This is a genomic window from Myxococcales bacterium (assembly GCA_012517325.1).
In the GTDB taxonomy this organism is placed as follows: Bacteria; Lernaellota; Lernaellaia; order Lernaellales; family Lernaellaceae; genus JAAYVF01.
The window spans coordinates 14336-31172 of record JAAYVF010000124.1; the positions used below are offsets into that span (position 1 = coordinate 14336).

Sequence of the window (16837 nt, forward strand, 5' to 3'; positions counted from 1 at the left end):
GCGACCGCTTTTGAGGTGTGCGATGAAAAGGCAACGTTTGTTGGTTTGGTCCCTGATGTTCGCCCTGCTGGTGGTCATCGGCTCGGTCTGCTGGTACTGCCAGGCGTCCGGTGCGCCCAAAGTCCTGTATCAGCTCTCCAAGGTCGATCGCGGCGACATCGCCGCCAAGGTCACCGCCAGCGGCACCGTTTCGGCGCTAGTGACGGTCGAGGTCGGCAGCCAGGTTTCCGGCCGGATCCAGACTCTGCTGGTCGATTACAATTCGCCGGTGAAGAAGGGGCAGGTTTTGGCCACGATCGATCCGCAACTATTTCAAGCGGCGGTGGAGCAATCCAGCGCCAACCATACCGCGGCGGAGGCGCGGCTGACCCAGGCGACCGTCGCGGCGCAGGAAGCGGAACGATTGTACCGCCGGACTCGCGACCTGGCGGAGAACAAACTGGCGTCGACGGCCGACCTGGAAACGGCCGAGGCATCCTGGAACAAGGCCAAGGCCGAGGTGGCGGCGGTCAAGGCCGAATTGAAACAGGCCAACGCCGCCCTCCATCAGGCGTTGGTCAACCTCGAGTACACCCGCATCGTTTCGCCGATCGACGGCGTGGTCATTTCGCGGGATATCGATCTGGGCCAAACGGTGGCCGCGTCTTTTCAGGCGCCGGTACTGTTCACCATCGCCGAGGATCTGCGGCGCATGCAGGTCGATGCGAACGTCGCCGAGGCCGATGTCGGCAAGCTGAAGGCCGGCATGGCGGCCCAATTCATCGTCGACGCCTTTCCGGAAACGCCGTTCCAGGGGATCGTGCGACAGGTGCGCCTGGCCCCGCAGACGAACCAGAACGTGGTGACCTACGATGCGGTGGTCGACGTGAAAAACGATCCGCCCAAGCTCATGCCCGGCATGACCGCCAACGTCACCTTCGTTTACGACGAGCGTAAAAACGTGCTGCGGATTCCCAATACCGCTCTGCGTTACCGGCCGGCGGCCGACGAAAAAGTGGCCTCGACCGGCCATGCCGCCGCCGCGGAAGGCAACGCGGGCTCCTCCGACTGCGACGGTGATTGCCGTTCCCTCTGGGTACTGCGGCGGCAACTTCCGGAAGCGGTTCGGGTGCAACTCGGTTTGTCCGACGGGGCCTACACCGAGATCGTGAAGGGCGAATTGCATGAAGGCGATCAGTTGATTACCGGCAAGATCGGCGAGGAAAAATCGAAGAGCGCGGACAAAGGCGCCAATCACGGGGGCCCGCCGCGGCCGTTTTAGGAGTGTGCCATGAACGAAGATCGTCCCGTCGTCCGCATCGAACAGGTCGACAAGGTTTACCGGGTCGGCGAGGTCGATGTGCCCGCGTTGCGGGGAATCGATCTGGACATTTTCTCCGGGGAATTTCTCACCATCATGGGTGCCTCGGGTTCGGGCAAATCGACCCTGATGAACATTCTGGGCTGCCTGGATCGACCCACCAGCGGCCATTACCACCTGATGGATCGCGACGTCGCCGGCCTCAACCGGCGCGAATTGGCGGCGGTCCGCTGCCGGACGCTGGGGTTCATTTTTCAAAGCTTCAACCTGCTCCCGCGCACCACGGCGCAGGAGAACGTCGAACTGCCCTTGTACTACGCCGGGGTGCCGGCCGCGCGCCGGCGGACCCTGGCCCGGGAGGCGCTGGAACGCGTCGGACTGGCCGACCGCATCCGCCACCGGCCGAATCAATTGTCCGGCGGCCAGCAGCAGCGCGTCGCCATCGCCCGGGCGCTCGTCAATTCGCCGCGCCTGATCCTGGCCGACGAACCCACCGGCAACCTCGATTCGCGCACCAGCATCGAGATCATGGGCTTGTTTCAAAGCCTCGGCGAAACCGGCATCACCCTGGTGCTCGTCACCCACGAACCCGACATCGCGCGTTACGCCTCGCGGGTCGTGCGGATGAAGGACGGCCGGATTCAAAAGGAATGGCGGCAACAGCCGCTGCTCGCCGGCCACGAACCGGTGTCGGAAGCGGGAGATACGGAATCATGAATCCCTTGTTAGCCGTGCCGACCGCCTTGCGGGCGCTGGCCCGCAATAAGATGCGGTCGTTCCTGACCACCCTGGGCATCATCATCGGTGTGGCGGCGGTCATCGCGGTGGTTTCGATCGGCGAGGGTGCGAAGGCGCAGGTCATTTCCTCGTTCCAATCGATGGGCACCAATCTGGTCATCATCCTGCCCGGCTCGTCGAAGACGGGCGGCATGCGCGGCGGCTTCGGCTCGATGGTGACCATCACCTGGGACGACTACAAGGCGATCCATCAGGAAGTGCCCGGCGTGCGCTATTTGTCGCCCTCGCTGCGGTCGAGCGGCACGCTGATCGGCGAAGGCCAGAACTGGACCACCTCGGTGACCGGCGTTTCGCCGGAATATTTCGGCATTCGCGAATGGTCCGTCGCGCAGGGCGACTTGTTTTCGCAGTCGGATCTCGATTCCGGCAACAAAGTCGTCGTGCTGGGGCAGACCGTCGCGGACGAGCTGTTCGGCGCCAACGCCACGCCGGTGGGGCAGATCGTGCGGCTCAATTCCATCCCGTACCAGGTGATCGGGGTGATGGCGAAAAAGGGCCAGTCGCCGATGGGGCAGGACTACGACGACGAGGTTTTCATCCCTTACACGACATTTCTCGCCAAGGTGCAGGGCGGCTTGCAGAAATACATCGGCGGCGCGGTGATGGTCGGCGTCGAAGCGGCCGACAAGGTGACGGCGGTTCAGGACGAGATCATTCAGTTGCTGCGGTCGCGCCATCACCTGACGGCCGACGAAGACGACGATTTTTCGGTGCGCAATTTCGACGAGGTCGCCAACGCGATGGAGTCCAGCGCCCAGACGCTGATGTACCTGCTGGCTTCGGTCGCCGCCGTTTCGCTGCTGGTCGGCGGCATCGGCATCATGAACATCATGCTGGTCAGCGTCACCGAACGGACGCGCGAAATCGGCTTGCGGGCGGCGGTCGGCGCCGCGCCGCAGCAGATCCTCTGGCAGTTTCTGGTCGAGGCGTTTTCGCTTTCGCTGATCGGCGGCCTGCTGGGCGTGGCCCTCGGCCTGTTTCTGGCCAGCCGGCTCGCGGCATCTTTCGGCTGGCCGTTTCTGATGCAGGTGCAGGTGATCGCCATTTCGATCGGCTTCAGCGCGCTGGTTGGCATCGGATTCGGCCTTTACCCGGCGTACAAGGCTTCGCGCCTCGATCCGATCGAATCGCTACGGTACGAATGAAAACGGCCCCACTGAAGGGGCCGTTTCATTAGTCAAATCAATATCCTGAACGCATCCGCCCATTCGGGTGTCTTCGCGGGTGATAATCAAATATTTTATCCTAATCGCGGTTTTTCGCTGCATCGGCGCCAATCCGTCCTTATCCTTGCGCTACAAGGAACGAACCGGAAGATGAGTCCCATGAAGCCACGTTTGCAGGCATTTCTTCAACGGTTGCGCGGTATTCCGATTGAAACCGACCTGAAACCTTACCGAAAAGACCTGGTGTTCGTCCGGCGACGCCGGGATGAAATGCGCCGTGAAGACGATGACTCGTTGCGCGCGCTGGCCGCCGAATTGAAACGGCGGGCTCGCGCCGGCGAAGACGAAAATGGATTGTTGATCGACACTTTTGCGCTGGCCGGCGAAGCGGCGCGGCGGACGATTGGCCTGGAACCCTTCGACGAGCAGATTCTGGCCGGTCTGGCGATGAGCCGGGGCCGGTTGGCGGAAATGCAGACCGGCGAAGGCAAGACCCTGGCGGCGGTCTTGCCGGCCGCCTGGCGCGCGTTTTCCGGTGCCGGGGTTCACGTGCTCACGCACAACGACTACCTGGCGCGGCGCGACGCCCGCTGGATGGGACCGATCTATCGTTTTCTCGGGCTCGCGGTCGGCGTCATCCAGGAAGGTATGACCGCGGCCGACCGGCGGCACGCTTATCGATGCGACATCACTTACGTCACGGCGCGCGAGGCCGGTTTCGATTATCTGCGCGACCAACTCGTCTTTTCGCCCGCGGAAACGGCACACCGTGAGTTACATTTCGCCATTGTGGACGAGGCCGACTCCCTATTGATCGACGATGCGCGGGTGCCGCTGGTCATTGCGGGTGCGCGCGGGGCGCGGCCGGCGAGCGCGCGGCGCATGGCGGAACTGGTCGGTGAACTGCGCCGGGGCGAGGACTACGACCTCGACGAATACGGCCGCAACGTTTTTTTCACCGAGGCGGGGCTCGATCGCGCCGAGTCGGCGTTGGGCGCCGGCCGGTTGCACGATCCGCCCAACCAGGCGCTGCTGACCGAACTGAACCTGGCCCTGCACGCCGCGGTGCTTCTGCGGCGCGATGTCGATTACCTGGTCCGGGAAGGGCGGATCGAGCTGGTCGACGAATTCACCGGCCGAGTGGCGCAAAACCGCCAGTGGCCCGACGGTTTGCAGGCCGCGCTGGAGGCCAAGGAGGGGCTCGATCCGCGACCGGACGGTTCGATTCTCGGTTCGATCACCTTGCTGCATTTTCTGCGGCTGTACCCCTGCCTGGCCGGAATGACGGCCACCGCGCAACCCGCGGCGGAGGAACTCAAGCAATTCTACGATCTGGCGGTCGCCGTGATTCCGCCGCATCGGCTGTGTATCCGCCGCGATCTTCCCGACCGGGTATTCACCCATCGCGAAGCCAAGCTGGCGGCGCTGACGGCGGAAATCCGAGGTGTTCAGGCGAGCGGCCGGCCGGTGCTGGTCGGGACGACGAGCGTGAAGGAATCGGAGGAACTGGCGACGACGTTGCGGCAGGCGGGCGTGGCTTGTCGGGTTCTCAACGCGAAAAACGACGAACGCGAGGCGGAAATCATCGCCGGGGCGGGCGCGCTGGGCGCGGTGACCATTTCCACCAACATGGCCGGGCGCGGCACCGATATCCGGTTGGGCGGCGCGGACGGATCCGACGGGGAACGCGTCACGGCGCTCGGCGGTTTGTACGTGATCGGCACCAACCGGCATGAAAGCCGGCGCATCGACGACCAACTGCGCGGCCGGGCTGGGCGGCAGGGCGACCCGGGCGAATCGCGCTTCTTCATCAGCCTCGAAGACGACCTGGCGACGCGGTTCGGCTTGGAAGGCCTGCTGCCGAAGAAACGGCGCGGCTGGCGCCGGGACGAACCGCTGGACGACCCGGTGATCGCCTGGCGGGTCGCCCAGTTGCAACGAATCATCGAGGGACAGAACTTCGCCATCCGGCGCACCCTCTGGAAATACTCCATGCTCGTCGAGGAGCAGCGCGTCGAATGGCAGGCCCGGCGAACCGAGGTGCTGCACGGCCGTTTCGACTCGGTACTGGACGAGGAACCGACCCGGGAAAAATTCCGCGCCTTGCAACCGCGGGTCGGCGAATCCGTCTTACGCGAGGCGGAGCGGCGGCTCACGCTTTTCCACCTGGATGAACTCTGGCGCGAACATCTGGCGCGGATCGCCGATCTGCGCGAGGGCATCCACCTGGCGCGTTACGGCAAGCAGGATCCCTGGATGGAATTTCAAAAGGAAATCGCGGCGGCTTTTTGGGAATTGGGCGATCAGGCCGCAGAGCGGGTCCGGGCCAGTTTTCTACAGGCGAAGGTCACGGCCGCCGGCATCGATCTGGAGAGCGAAGGTCTGCGTCGACCCTCCTCGACCTGGACCTACCTGGTGAACGACGATCCGTTCGGCGACGAAATCGGCCGGTTTTTCCTCGGGCTGAAGAAAGCGGTGGTTGCGGCGGTGACCGGAAAGTAAATAATAATGGGGAATGCGGAATGTAAGAGCGGCTTGGCAGCCGCGATACCACTCATGCCGCAAGGAATAATGGGGAATGCGGAATAAAAAAATAGCCCTGCGAAATCGCGGGGCTTATTTATTTGGCAGTCCCAAGGGGAATCGAACCCCTGTTTCCGGCGTGAGAGGCCAGCGTCCTAACCGCTAGACGATGGGACCATTCGGTGGGGCTCGTCGGGCCGGTTTCGCCCGGCCCGAGCGTCTGAGTGCCTTGGCTCCGGGCCAAGGATTCGAACCTCGACTGGCGGAGTCAGAGTCCGCTGTCCTACCATTAGACGAGCCCGGAATAATAAGGAGCAAAAAAGCAAGCGGTCTTATAATCGAGGGTACCGGGGATGTCAAGGCCAAAAAAAGCCGGGAACCGAAAGGATGGGGCGATCCGAGGCGAAAAGGGGCGGATAAGGAACGAATTGGGTCGGATTTGGTATTGACAGCCAGGGGCACTCTTGCTACGCTCTTCGCCTCTGAATTTGAATGAATCTTCATTCATTGCATGGTTTCTTGCTTGTAGTGCACGCCGACGATCGCGACAACCCGATCGCCGGAACCGATTCCGAACGATAGACGTCAAGCCGCCGGCCGTTGGCGCGGGCGGTTAGCGAAAAATTTCGTGTCTCGTTCAACAGCATTTGTATGCAGGAGGGATTTCAAATGGCAGATGAAGTGAAAACCAATCTCGAAGGGAAAGTCTTCCCCGTTCCCGAACTGTTCAAGAAAAAGGCCTACATCAATTCGATTGAGATGTACAAAAAGATGTGGGAAGAATCGGTGAATAGCCCGGACACCTTCTGGGGCAAGATCGCCGAGGAATTCTGGTGGGCCAAGAAGTGGGACAAGGTTTACAACTGCGACTACAACACCGTCAACCTTAAATGGTTCGAAGGCGGCAAGACCAACATCACCTACAACTGCCTGGACCGTCACCTGGCGACCCGCGGCGACCAACCGGCCATCATTTGGGAAGGCAACGAGCCCGGCGAGGAAAAAACCCTCACCTACAAGCAGTTGCACGCCGAAGTCTGCAAATTCGCCAACGTCCTGAAGAGCAAGGGCATCAAGAAGGGCGACCGCGTTTCGATCTACATGCCGATGACCCTCGAATTGCCGATCGCCATGATGGCTTGCGCCCGCATCGGCGCGATCCATAGCATCGTGTTCGGCGGCTTCTCGGCCGAAGCGCTGCGCGACCGCATTCTCGACAGTAAATGCCGCGCCCTGATCACCACCAACGCGGTGTTCCGCGGCAAGAAGATCGTCCCCCTGAAGGACGCGGCCGACGCGGCCATGCAGATGTGCGAAGAGCAGGGCCACAAGGTCGAATTCTGTGTCGTTTACAACCGCGTCGAGAACCCGACCCAGATGAAAGCCGGCCGCGATTTCTGGTGGAACGAAATCATGCAGGGCGTTTCGGCGGAATGCCCGGCCGAAACGATGGACGCCGAGGATCCGTTGTTCATCCTCTACACCTCCGGCTCGACCGGCAAGCCCAAGGGCGTGCTGCATACCGTCGGCGGTTACATGGTGTACGTGGCGACCACCTTCAAGTACATCTTCGATTATCATGACGGCGACGTGTTCTGGTGCACCGCGGACATCGGCTGGATCACCGGCCACTCCTACATCGTCTACGGTCCGCTGCTCAACGGCGCCAAGTCGGTCATGTTCGAAGGCATCCCGAATTACCCGAATCCCGACCGCTTCTGGCAGATCGTCGAAAAGCTGAAGGTCAACATCTTCTACACCGCGCCGACCGCCATCCGCGCCATCGCGAAAGAGGGCGACGAGTGGGTGAAGAAGCACGACCTGTCCAGCCTGCAGCTCCTGGGTTCGGTCGGCGAGCCGATCAATCCCGAGGCGTGGTTGTGGTACTACAACATGGTCGGCGGCGGCCGTTGCCCGATCGTCGACACCTGGTGGCAGACCGAAACCGGCGGCATCCTGATCAGCCCGCTGCCCGGCGCCACCGCGATCAAACCGGGTTCGGCCACCGTGCCGTTCTTCGGCGTCAAAGCCACGATCGTCGATGAAGCCGGTAAACCGGTGAAACAGGGCGACAAGGGCTATCTGCTGATCAATCAGGCGTGGCCGGGCCAGATGCGGACCGTCTACGGCGATCACAACCGCTTCAAGGACACCTACTTCGTGCAGTTCCCCGGTTCGTACACCACCGGCGACGGCGCCTTCCAGGATAAGGACGGCTTCTTCTGGTTGATCGGCCGCCTGGACGACGTCATCAACGTCTCCGGTCACCGTATGGGCACCGCCGAAGTCGAAAGCGCCCTCGTTTCGCACCCGAGCGTTGCCGAGGCCGCGGTCGTCGGCATGCCGCACGAGATCAAGGGCCAGGGCATCTACGCGTACGTGACCCTGAACACGGGCGTCGAGAAGAGCGACGCGCTGAAGAAAGAACTGGTCGCGCACGTCCGTAAGGAAATCGGCCCGATCGCGACCCCCGATAAAATCCAATGGGCCGACGCGCTGCCCAAAACCCGTTCGGGCAAGATCATGCGCCGCATCCTGAAAAAGATCGCGGCGAATGAAATCGGCGACCTGGGCGATACCTCGACGTTGGCCGACCCGACCGTCGTCGATGTATTGGTGAAGGGCCGCCTGTAAATCAGACAGTTGATCGAATCATCCCGGGTCACGCTTCGGCGTGGCCCTTTTTTTATTCCGCTCGGTTCCCACTTTGGCGGCGGCGTCATAAGTCGGCCGCCATTTCATACCATCGTCCCGCGCACCGGAGACTTTCGAGATATTTAAGCGAAAATTGGCATACCGGTAGGAGTGCCTTTCGGGGCGCAATCAGTGCCATCGCTGGTGATGAGTCTCAACTTGCCGCTCGGCGAATGCGTCGGATCTTCATTGGTAGTGGTTTGTATTAAATGAAAAGCCCCGCCGGTCGGGCCGGCGGGGCTTTTGATTCAGCTAATGGTCAGCGATCAGCAGCCGCAGCCGCTGTCGTCATCGTCGTCATCGCCACCGCTGTCGTTGTCGTCATCGGTGACGTCATCGTTGTCGTCGTCATCGGTGCCGGTGTCGTCGTCGGTGGTGTCGTTATCATCGTTGTCGTCGTTGTCGTCGTTGTCATCATCGTCGCCGGTGTCGTCGTCGGTGGTGTCGTTGTCGTCGTTATCGTCGTTGTCGTCGTTGTCGTCGTTGTCGTCATCATCGTCGTCGTCATCGTCGGCGATGCCTTCCATCAGGTTGTACTGGAAGATGTTCGTGGGGGTGAAGCCGCCGGTCGAGCCGTTGACGACGAAAGCGTAATCGCCGAGCTGCGCGCCCGCGGTGCGGTACACCGGGGTCACCAGATCGCCATAGAGGTCCCAGGTGCCCTTCGCCGACAGATCGCGGAGGTAGGAACCGGCGAACAGCGCGCTGGAGGCATCGACGCCGCCCGCGACCGCCAGGAGTTCACCCTCGGTGCCGCCCTGGATGCAGGCCATGCCCCACAGGGTTTGCGGCAGCGAGATCGGGTCGGCCGACCAGGAGTTGCCGGCGATGTCATAGATGTAACCGGAAGCCGTCGGAGTGGAACCGGCCACACCGCCGACCGTGTAGATGTCGCCGTCATACGCGAAGGCGCAGAAGAAGGCCGGGGTGTTGGTCATGTTCGCCATCGCCGTCCAGGAGTCGCCGGTCGGATCGTAACGGTAAACGCTGTTGAGGTTGCCGCCGCCCGGGGTGTTGGCGCCGCCGAGCAGATAGATGTAGCCGTCATAGGCCACCATAGCCGCGCCCCAGGTGCCGCCCGCCGGCACGTTGCCGTGGTCGGCCCAGGTGTTGGCGGTAATGTCGTAAATCTGGAACAGCAGGACGGTTGGCGTGGCGGTGCTGCCGTCGATGCCGCCCGCGGTCACGTAGATTTTGTCATTGAGCGCCGCCGCGGCGACGGTGTAATCCATCGTGTGGGTGGAGTTCGCCATCAGCGACCAGGTGCCTTTGGTAGCAGAGTAGCGCTCGATCGTGTTGGTGCCGGAGCCCGAGAGGGTATAACCGCCGACGCGATAGATATAGCCGTCATAGGAAACGGCGGCGTTATCCTGCGTGGCGATCGTCGGGAGAGAACCGCTCAGAATCCAGTCGGCGGAAGCGGAGGTGGTCAAAGTCATGTCATCGGAATAACCACCAAGGTCGACTTCCACATCGACGGTGTCAAAATCGCCCGGCGAAGCGGTGTCAGGAATGGTGACCACGACATCGAAAGTGCCGACCGCGCCGTCAGCGACGACGATCGACGACGGGCAAACGGTATCCCAGGTGTTGCCCGTGCAATCGATATCGACGGTGCCCTTGGAGCCGGTGTTGTTGAAGACGGACATGGTGTAGGTCACGTCACTGTCCGGATAGCCGTCCAGCGCATCGGGGCCGCTCAGGAACAAGCCGTCCGCGACACCGATCCACACGGCATAGCCGGCGGACAGGAAAGCGCTGTTGCAACCCACGGTCAGCGGATCGCTGCCGTCGGAATTGTTGATGCCCACGGTGGCGCCGCTACCGGCCTCGGTCGAGGGATCCGAATACTGGAGAACGATTTCGCCGTTTTCAAAGAGAATGATTTCGGCGGTGACGTCATCGCAGCCCACGCCGCCCGGATAATTGCACAGGTTCTGGAATTGAATCACGGTGTATTGATTGGGGGTCACGCCGAACGTCTGGTAATAGGTCGGCGCGGACGTGTCGCCGGCATCCATGTCGTCCCAATACAACGCGATGATGTTGTACGGGGTGGTGGAATTCAGCGGGCAGTCGTTGCTCAGGTCGGACGAGCCGGCGCCGAAGGTGATGAAGCCGTTGCTGCCGGCATAAAACTGGGTTTGGGTTCCGCCGTAGAACGGGAAATCGAACCCGATGTTGAAGGGACCGGCATAATTGTCGTCACTCAAGGTGATCAGCGTGCCGGTGCCGGAGATATCGATCCACGAGTACGTGTAAGTCGAATCGTCCCAAGTATACCCGGCCGCGTTGGGACCGCCGGATGCGGCGAAGGCCGCCCCGGTAGTCAAAATAACAACTAAGAGGGAAAGGAAAACTCTTGATCTCATTACCGCCTCCCAAGTTAAATTAGTGGGATTTTTCCCAATTGATGTTACCTGTCATACCAAAAAATCATCCCGGGCGTCAAACCATTAATTGTAATCGGCCATGTTTTTTTTCATGGGTGTGGACAAACAAGATAATTCAATGTTTGTAAATATTTGTAGTATCCAATTGGGTGCGGGAAGTCTTGATTTTTTTTCAAATGAACCGAAAAGCTCGATAAAAACGCTTTCTTGACAAATAGTTAGGACTTTGGGTCTAAAATGTCGGAATGAATGGTGGCTGGTAGCCGTCCGGCTGGTGTCTTTTTTTTTAGGGCGGTTTGAATTTTCCCCAAAAAACTGCTTCAAAAAACGGGAGTGGCGGCTTTAGATAGGTAAGTGAACGGAGAGGCTCGTTTTTTTGTTAGTGCGGCCATTGCCCGATCCACTGGGTAAACCAGCGGCAAAAAGGATCGTTCGGTAAAACGCCCAGTGTTTTCAATGCCTTATCCCGGTCGCTGGATGCCAGATAGGCGATGGTCAGGGCGCGTACATCGGCAAACTGAAACTGGCCTGACGCAAGCAAAGCGTTGCGCGAGGCGATGGCTTCCGGCCGCGGAGCCCGGCACAGTTGCGCCAACTCGCCGCTGATTGTTGCCTTCATCGCCAGTTTTTTATCTTGCAGGTGAAAACGCATTGCCTCGAGATAAAGCCGTTGTCCCCGCAGATACGCCTCGCAGTCGCCATGCAGCCCGGTGCTCATTTCACGATCGGCTTTTTCAAGAATGGCGTGTTCGGCCTGATTTCTCCGCTGCTGAAGATAAAAAGCCGCCACGGCCAGGGCAAAGACCAGCAACAAAGCCAGCCAACCGATCCGGCGGTTGCGGGAGGTTTCGGGTGATTCGGACGGTTTCATGATTCGTCCCTCCGCGGCGGTTGTTCGGTCGTTGCGCGCTTTCTGCGGCGGCGGTCCCATAGCCACCAGGTCAGCAGCATGAAAGGCACAAAGATCATCGAAAAAACGTAGAGTTGCCACAAGGTGACGCCTCGATCCTTCAGGGTCGAGGCGAACAGAACGAACAGCGCCTGGAAGAAAGCGGTTCGCGCCAGGATGCCGACCAGACTGCCGGCGAAATAAGCCCAGAAGCGGAGCTCCACCAGGCCGGCGGCATAATTGAAAAACCGATAGGGCGTCACCGGCAACAGGCGCAGGATCAGAATCGATCGCCAGGTCGCCTGATGCAGTCGCCGGTTGAACATCTCCAGCCGTTTTCCGGCCAAAAGCGCGACCAGGTCGTAGCCGCCGACGCGCGACAGCCAGAACGAAACCACGGCGGCCATCATTTCGCCCAGCCAGATCGCGAGAATGCTGCCCAGGCCGAGTTGATCGGCGCCCAGGAGTTTGACGGCATCGCGGCCCGGCAGCGGCAGCACCGAAATGGCGCAATAGAAAAGGATGATCAGCAGCCACAGCCGCAGGGTGCCGAGCTGCTGGGCCAGGGCGCTGAGTTCGGCCAGCGGCATGTTGTAATGCCAGGCCACCAGGCCCAAGCCGATCAGGATGGCTACAACCGCCAAAAATTTGGTTATAATCCAGGCAATCCGGCGGCGATCGTTTGTCATGGGAGGGTATTGATAGCATAGTTGCCGGCAAAATCAATGAATGGAATTTCCCACGAGGAGGCGGCGCCATTCGCATCCTGCTGGCCAACAATCGATATTTCCCGTCGGGCGGGCCGGAGCGTTATCTGTTCGCCGTCGAAGCCGGCTTGCGCCGGGCCGGGCACGAGGTGTTTCCGTTCGCCCTGGCGTATCCGCAAAACGAACCGGCGGAGACGCGCGCTTATTTTCCGCCGCCGCCGGTCGAGGGTGATTTTTTACTCTACGGCGACCGCGCGCTGTCCCTGGGGGAGAAGCTTTCGCTCGCCTGGCGGGTGGTGAACGATCGCGCCGTTTATCGGGCGGCGCGGGAAGCGTTGCGGGCGCTCCGGATCGACGTGGTCTACGCGCTGCAGATCGCGCACTATCTTTTCCCCGAAGTGCTGTTGGCGGCGCGCGATGAAAACATCCCGGTGGTCATGCGGCTTTCGGATTACCAACTGGTCTGTCCCGCCTACAATTGCCTACGCGACGAAAAGCCTTGCTTTCTTTGCCGCGACGGCTTTTTGCCCGCATTGACGCATCGCTGCCTGAAAAAATCACTGCCGATCACCGCTGTGCGCGTGGCGGCGATGCTGCGGGCGCGCTGGACGGGCGCGCTGGACGCGGTGCGGTATTTCATCGCGCCCAGCCGTTTTCTGATCGGGCTCCTCCGCCAGGCGGGTTTCGCGCCGCATCGGTTGCTGCATCTGCCCACGCCGATCGATCTGCCGCCCGATCCGGGGCCGGCTCATTCCGACGCGCCGCTGCTGTACGTCGGCGGCTTGTACGAGGCGAAAGGCGCGCACCTGGCGATCGAGGCGCTGCGCGGCACCGGCCGGGCGCTGCTGATCGCCGGCGACACCAACACGCCTTACGGGCGGCGGCTGGCGGAGAAGGTGGAACAGGAGCGGATCAGCGAAGTCCGCTTTCTCGGTTTTGTGCGGGGCGAGGCGCTGGCCCGGCTTTACGCGGCGGCGCAGGCGGTGATCGTGCCGTCCATCTGGTGGGAAAACGTGCCGCACGTCGCCCTGGAAGCGATGGCCTATCGGCGGCCGGTGATCGCCGGCGATCTGGGCAGCCTGCCCGAGGTGATCGCCCACGGTGAAACCGGGCTGCTGTTTGCGCCGGGCGATCCCCAGGCGTTGCGGGCGCGGGTCGAAGAACTGGCGCGTTCGGGACTGGTCGAACGCTACGGCGACGCGGGCCGCGCGCGCGTGGCCGCCGGGCACGATCCGCAACGGCATCGGCAACGGCTGGAAGAGATCTTCGCGGAGTGCCGCCGATGAGCGAATTCCGTCTGCCGCGCGCCGCCTGGGCGTTGCTGTCGATCCACCTCGTTCTGACGGCGTCGCTCGCCCTGGACAATCCGCACGTGCATCTGCTGGACGACGCGTTTTATACGCTGACCGTGGCGCGAAACCTGGCCGCGGGGCAGGGCTTTTCCTACGGCGGTTTTCCGACCAACGGCGTGCAGCCGTTGCTGGCTTTTCTCGCCGTGCCGTTCATGGCCTTGGCGGGCGACCGGCCGGAAACGGCATTGCGGCTCATGGTGCTATTGATGGCGCTGTGTTCCACGGCGCTGCTCTGGCTGTTGATGCGGCTGGCGCGCGAGGCCGCCGACGGCGAGGCGGCGATCGCGGCCGGCGTGCTTTACACCGCCAACGCCAACCTGCTGACGCACGATCTTTCCGGGCTGGAAACGCCGCTCCACGCGCTTTTGTTCTGGCTGTGCGTCTGGATCTATCCGCGGATTCGCGACGGGGCGGTCGTCCGGCGCTGGCTCGGCCTGGGCTTGTTACTCGGCCTGCTTGCCTATGCGCGGTTCGACGCGGTTTTTCTGTTTCTCGCGATCGCCATCGATTTGGCATGGCGGCACCGTCGTCGGCCGAGCGATCTGGTGCGGCGCGGCTTGTGGCTGTTCGCCCCGGCGGGTCTGCTGCTGGCGCCGTGGTTTGTTTGGAGCCGGCTGGCCTGCGGCTCGTTTTTCCAGTCGAGCGGCGCGTTCCATCGCTGGCGCGGTTTGCTGAGGCAGGGGGTGCCCGATTCGCTGCTTGGCGAGGTGAAATTCGCGGTGGCCAAATGGGTCAGCCTGGTCGCCAAACTGCTTTTCGAGCCGCTGTGGGGATACGAAGGGCTGATGCGGTGGCTGGCCCGGTCGTTGCTCGGCGTCGAGCGGATGCAAGCCGGTTTTCTCGTCCAGGTGATGCGCCAACGGCCGGCGGCGGGTCTGGCGCTGGTGGCGGGCGGGGCGGCCGTCGCCTTCATTTTGATCTGGTTCGGCCGGCGGCATTTGCGGCGCTTGGGCGCGCTGCGGCCGTATGCCTTCGTGCTGCTCGCGGTGGCCGGCGCGGCGATCTTTTATCCGCTGTACCTGCTCAACTATTCGATGCGTCATTTTTATCCGTACAGCGTCGGCATGGCGTTGGTCTGGGGCGTCTGGCTGTCGGGCTTCGCCGCGGGCGCCCCGCGCGCGCGGAAACTGGCTTTGGGCGCGGCCGCCGCCGTGCTGGGAATCTCGTTGGCCTTGCCCGGCGTTCGCCTCTGGCTGTCCGATGCCCGGCCGGTCGCCGCCTGGAAAATCACCGACGACATCCGTCGGGCCGTGCCGCCCGGCGCCTCGATCGGTTACACCGACTGCGGAATCTACGGTTACTATCTGCCCGAGTACAACATCGTCAACCTGGATGGCATTTTGAATTTCGAAGCCTTGCAAGCCATGAAGGAAGGCGATATCGGCGCTTATCTGGAGCGGCACCGGGTCCGCTATGTGTTGTATCTGCACAACTTCCAGGCCGAATTCGCGGACCAGTGGAATCGCGACGTCGCGCCGCGGGTCGAGCCGGTCGACGGTTCGTCCTGGTTGTTTCGAATGAAAGAGTAGCAGGAGATGAGAGGTGGAAGCGGAGCTTGGACCTCGGAAAAGGAGAATGGTCATCGGTGGCTGAAATCCGGATTGACGGATTATTGAAAATCTGGTAATTATTATTGCCAGTTTAGGCTTGATCCGGGAATAAATATTACCAGTAGGTTTGCCATTGCTTGCGACCCTCCAATCACTGATTCTGGATTTTCAAGAGACAACCTGGGAATCCGGGGTGCCGCGACACCTGAAGATCGAGACAGTCCCGGGCAAGGCTTCCGTTTGTATCGGTGTGCGCCGAAGCGGCAAATCGACCTATTTGTTTCAGATCATGGAGCGGCTTCTCGAGGAAGGCGTACCGCGTGAAAACATTCTCTACCTGAATTTTTTCGACGATCGGCTCCACGACCTGCGGCAAGGGAATCTCGGGTTGATTGTCGAAGCCTATTATTCCCTTTTTCCGAAGAAGAAAGACTCGTCGACCGTTTATTGTTTTTTCGATGAAATCCAAACGGTGTCGGGGTGGGAACCTTTCGTGGACCGCTTGATGCGTACCGAAAAATGCGTCGTCTACTTATCCGGATCCTCGGCCCGGATGCTCTCCAAGGAAATCGCCACGCAAATGCGAGGTCGCGCGCTATCCTGGGAATTGTTTCCTTTTTCATTCGGTGAATTTTTGGATTGCCAAGGAATCGATTACCCTCGTTCGCTGACCACCAAACGGCGGCTGCTCATTCAGAAATCCTTTGCCGAGTATTGGGAAACCGGTGGCTTTCCCGAGGTTGTCGGCTTGGACCGGCGGCTCCGAGTCAAGATCCATCAGGAATACTACCAAGCCGTGCTTTTTCGCGACTTGATCGAACGGTATGATATTTCCCATCCCAAGGCGGTGACGGACCTTGCGCACCGTTTGGTCGATAACATGGCGACTCATTATTCGATCAATAGTCTAACCGGCTACTTGAAATCATTGGGCCATAAAGCCCCCAAGGCAGCCGTGTCGGATTACCTGGAATGGTTCGAGGATGCATTTTTCCTTTTTTCGGTGAGGATATTCGACGCATCGACGGCCGTCGCCAATACCAATCCGAAAAAAATCTACTGCGTCGACCATGCGCTGGTGACCTCGGTCGCTTCTGGTATTCTGGTCAACTCCGGTCATTTATTGGAAAATCTCATCTTTACGGGTTTGCGTCGGGTGACCCCGGAAATCCATTATTACCGGACAGAAAACGGCAAGGAAGTGGATTTCATCGTGCATTTGCCGGAACAACCTCGATTGTTGGTTCAGGTCTGCGAATCGATTGCCGATCCGAAAACGAAAAGACGGGAAATCGAAGCCTTGAGCGACGCCATGGCCGAACAGGGGGTGCAATCTGGAACGATCGTCACTCGGAACGAAGCAGCGAAGTTCGAGCTTGATCACGGGATCATCGACGTTGTCCCAGCCTGGCGTTTTTTACTCGATCTCGAAAAGCCATTAACGATTTAATTGGATTGGAAAGTT

The 16837-nt window shown here is 60.9% G+C and carries 11 protein-coding genes and 2 tRNA genes; 8 read left to right on the forward strand and 5 right to left on the reverse strand.

Going from position 1 to position 16837, the window contains the following annotated elements; translation table 11 throughout:
* Positions 1–22 precede the first annotated feature (22 nt).
* From GX444_20325 to secA2, 4 genes are all read left to right on the forward strand, one after another.
* Positions 23–1261, forward strand: a complete 1239-nt coding sequence (locus GX444_20325) for an efflux RND transporter periplasmic adaptor subunit (protein NLH50930.1) — start codon at positions 23–25, stop codon at positions 1259–1261.
* Between the two features lie 9 nt (positions 1262–1270).
* Positions 1271–2017 carry an ABC transporter ATP-binding protein gene (locus tag GX444_20330; protein NLH50931.1) on the forward strand — a complete coding sequence of 249 codons (747 nt, stop codon included), beginning with the start codon at positions 1271–1273 and terminating at the stop codon, positions 2015–2017.
* A complete protein-coding gene (locus tag GX444_20335) occupies positions 2014–3243 on the forward strand; it encodes an FtsX-like permease family protein (GenBank protein ID NLH50932.1) in 1230 nt (409 codons plus the stop codon). Before GX444_20330 ends, GX444_20335 begins: the two co-directional genes overlap by 4 nt.
* 171 nt (positions 3244–3414) lie before the next feature.
* Positions 3415–5766 carry an accessory Sec system translocase SecA2 gene (secA2, locus tag GX444_20340; protein ID NLH50933.1) on the forward strand — a complete coding sequence of 784 codons (2352 nt, stop codon included), beginning with the start codon at positions 3415–3417 and terminating at the stop codon, positions 5764–5766.
* 123 nt (positions 5767–5889) lie between these two features.
* Here secA2 and GX444_20345 read toward each other — a convergent pair.
* A tRNA-Glu gene (locus GX444_20345) sits at positions 5890–5964 on the reverse strand.
* A 53-nt stretch (positions 5965–6017) separates the two neighbouring features.
* Positions 6018–6091 (reverse strand) — tRNA-Gln (locus GX444_20350).
* A gap of 365 nt (positions 6092–6456) precedes the next feature.
* Here GX444_20350 and acs point away from each other — a divergent pair.
* Positions 6457–8421 carry an acetate--CoA ligase gene (gene acs / locus GX444_20355; protein ID NLH50934.1) on the forward strand — a complete coding sequence of 655 codons (1965 nt, stop codon included), beginning with the start codon at positions 6457–6459 and terminating at the stop codon, positions 8419–8421.
* A gap of 326 nt (positions 8422–8747) precedes the next feature.
* Here acs and GX444_20360 read toward each other — a convergent pair whose 3' ends face one another.
* The 3 genes from GX444_20360 to GX444_20370 form a co-directional block, all read right to left on the reverse strand.
* Complete coding sequence (locus GX444_20360) at positions 8748–10853, reverse strand: hypothetical protein (GenBank protein NLH50935.1); 2106 nt, start codon at positions 10851–10853, stop codon at positions 8748–8750.
* Positions 10854–11253: 400 nt separating this feature from the next.
* Positions 11254–11745, reverse strand: coding sequence for a hypothetical protein (locus GX444_20365; GenBank protein ID NLH50936.1), 492 nt, complete (start codon positions 11743–11745; stop codon positions 11254–11256).
* A complete protein-coding gene (locus GX444_20370; protein ID NLH50937.1) occupies positions 11742–12407 on the reverse strand; it encodes a TVP38/TMEM64 family protein in 666 nt (221 codons plus the stop codon). The genes GX444_20365 and GX444_20370 overlap by 4 nt, the downstream gene beginning before the upstream one ends.
* A gap of 38 nt (positions 12408–12445) precedes the next feature.
* Between GX444_20370 and GX444_20375 the strand changes: the two genes are divergently transcribed.
* From GX444_20375 to GX444_20385, 3 genes are all read left to right on the forward strand, one after another.
* Positions 12446–13756, forward strand: coding sequence for a glycosyltransferase family 4 protein (locus GX444_20375; GenBank protein ID NLH50938.1), 1311 nt, complete (start codon positions 12446–12448; stop codon positions 13754–13756).
* A complete protein-coding gene (locus GX444_20380) occupies positions 13753–15351 on the forward strand; it encodes a hypothetical protein (GenBank protein ID NLH50939.1) in 1599 nt (532 codons plus the stop codon). Before GX444_20375 ends, GX444_20380 begins: the two co-directional genes overlap by 4 nt.
* Before the next feature lie 154 nt (positions 15352–15505).
* Entirely contained in the window at positions 15506–16822 is a 1317-nt protein-coding gene (locus GX444_20385) for an ATP-binding protein (GenBank protein NLH50940.1), read from the forward strand.
* Positions 16823–16837 lie beyond the last annotated feature (15 nt).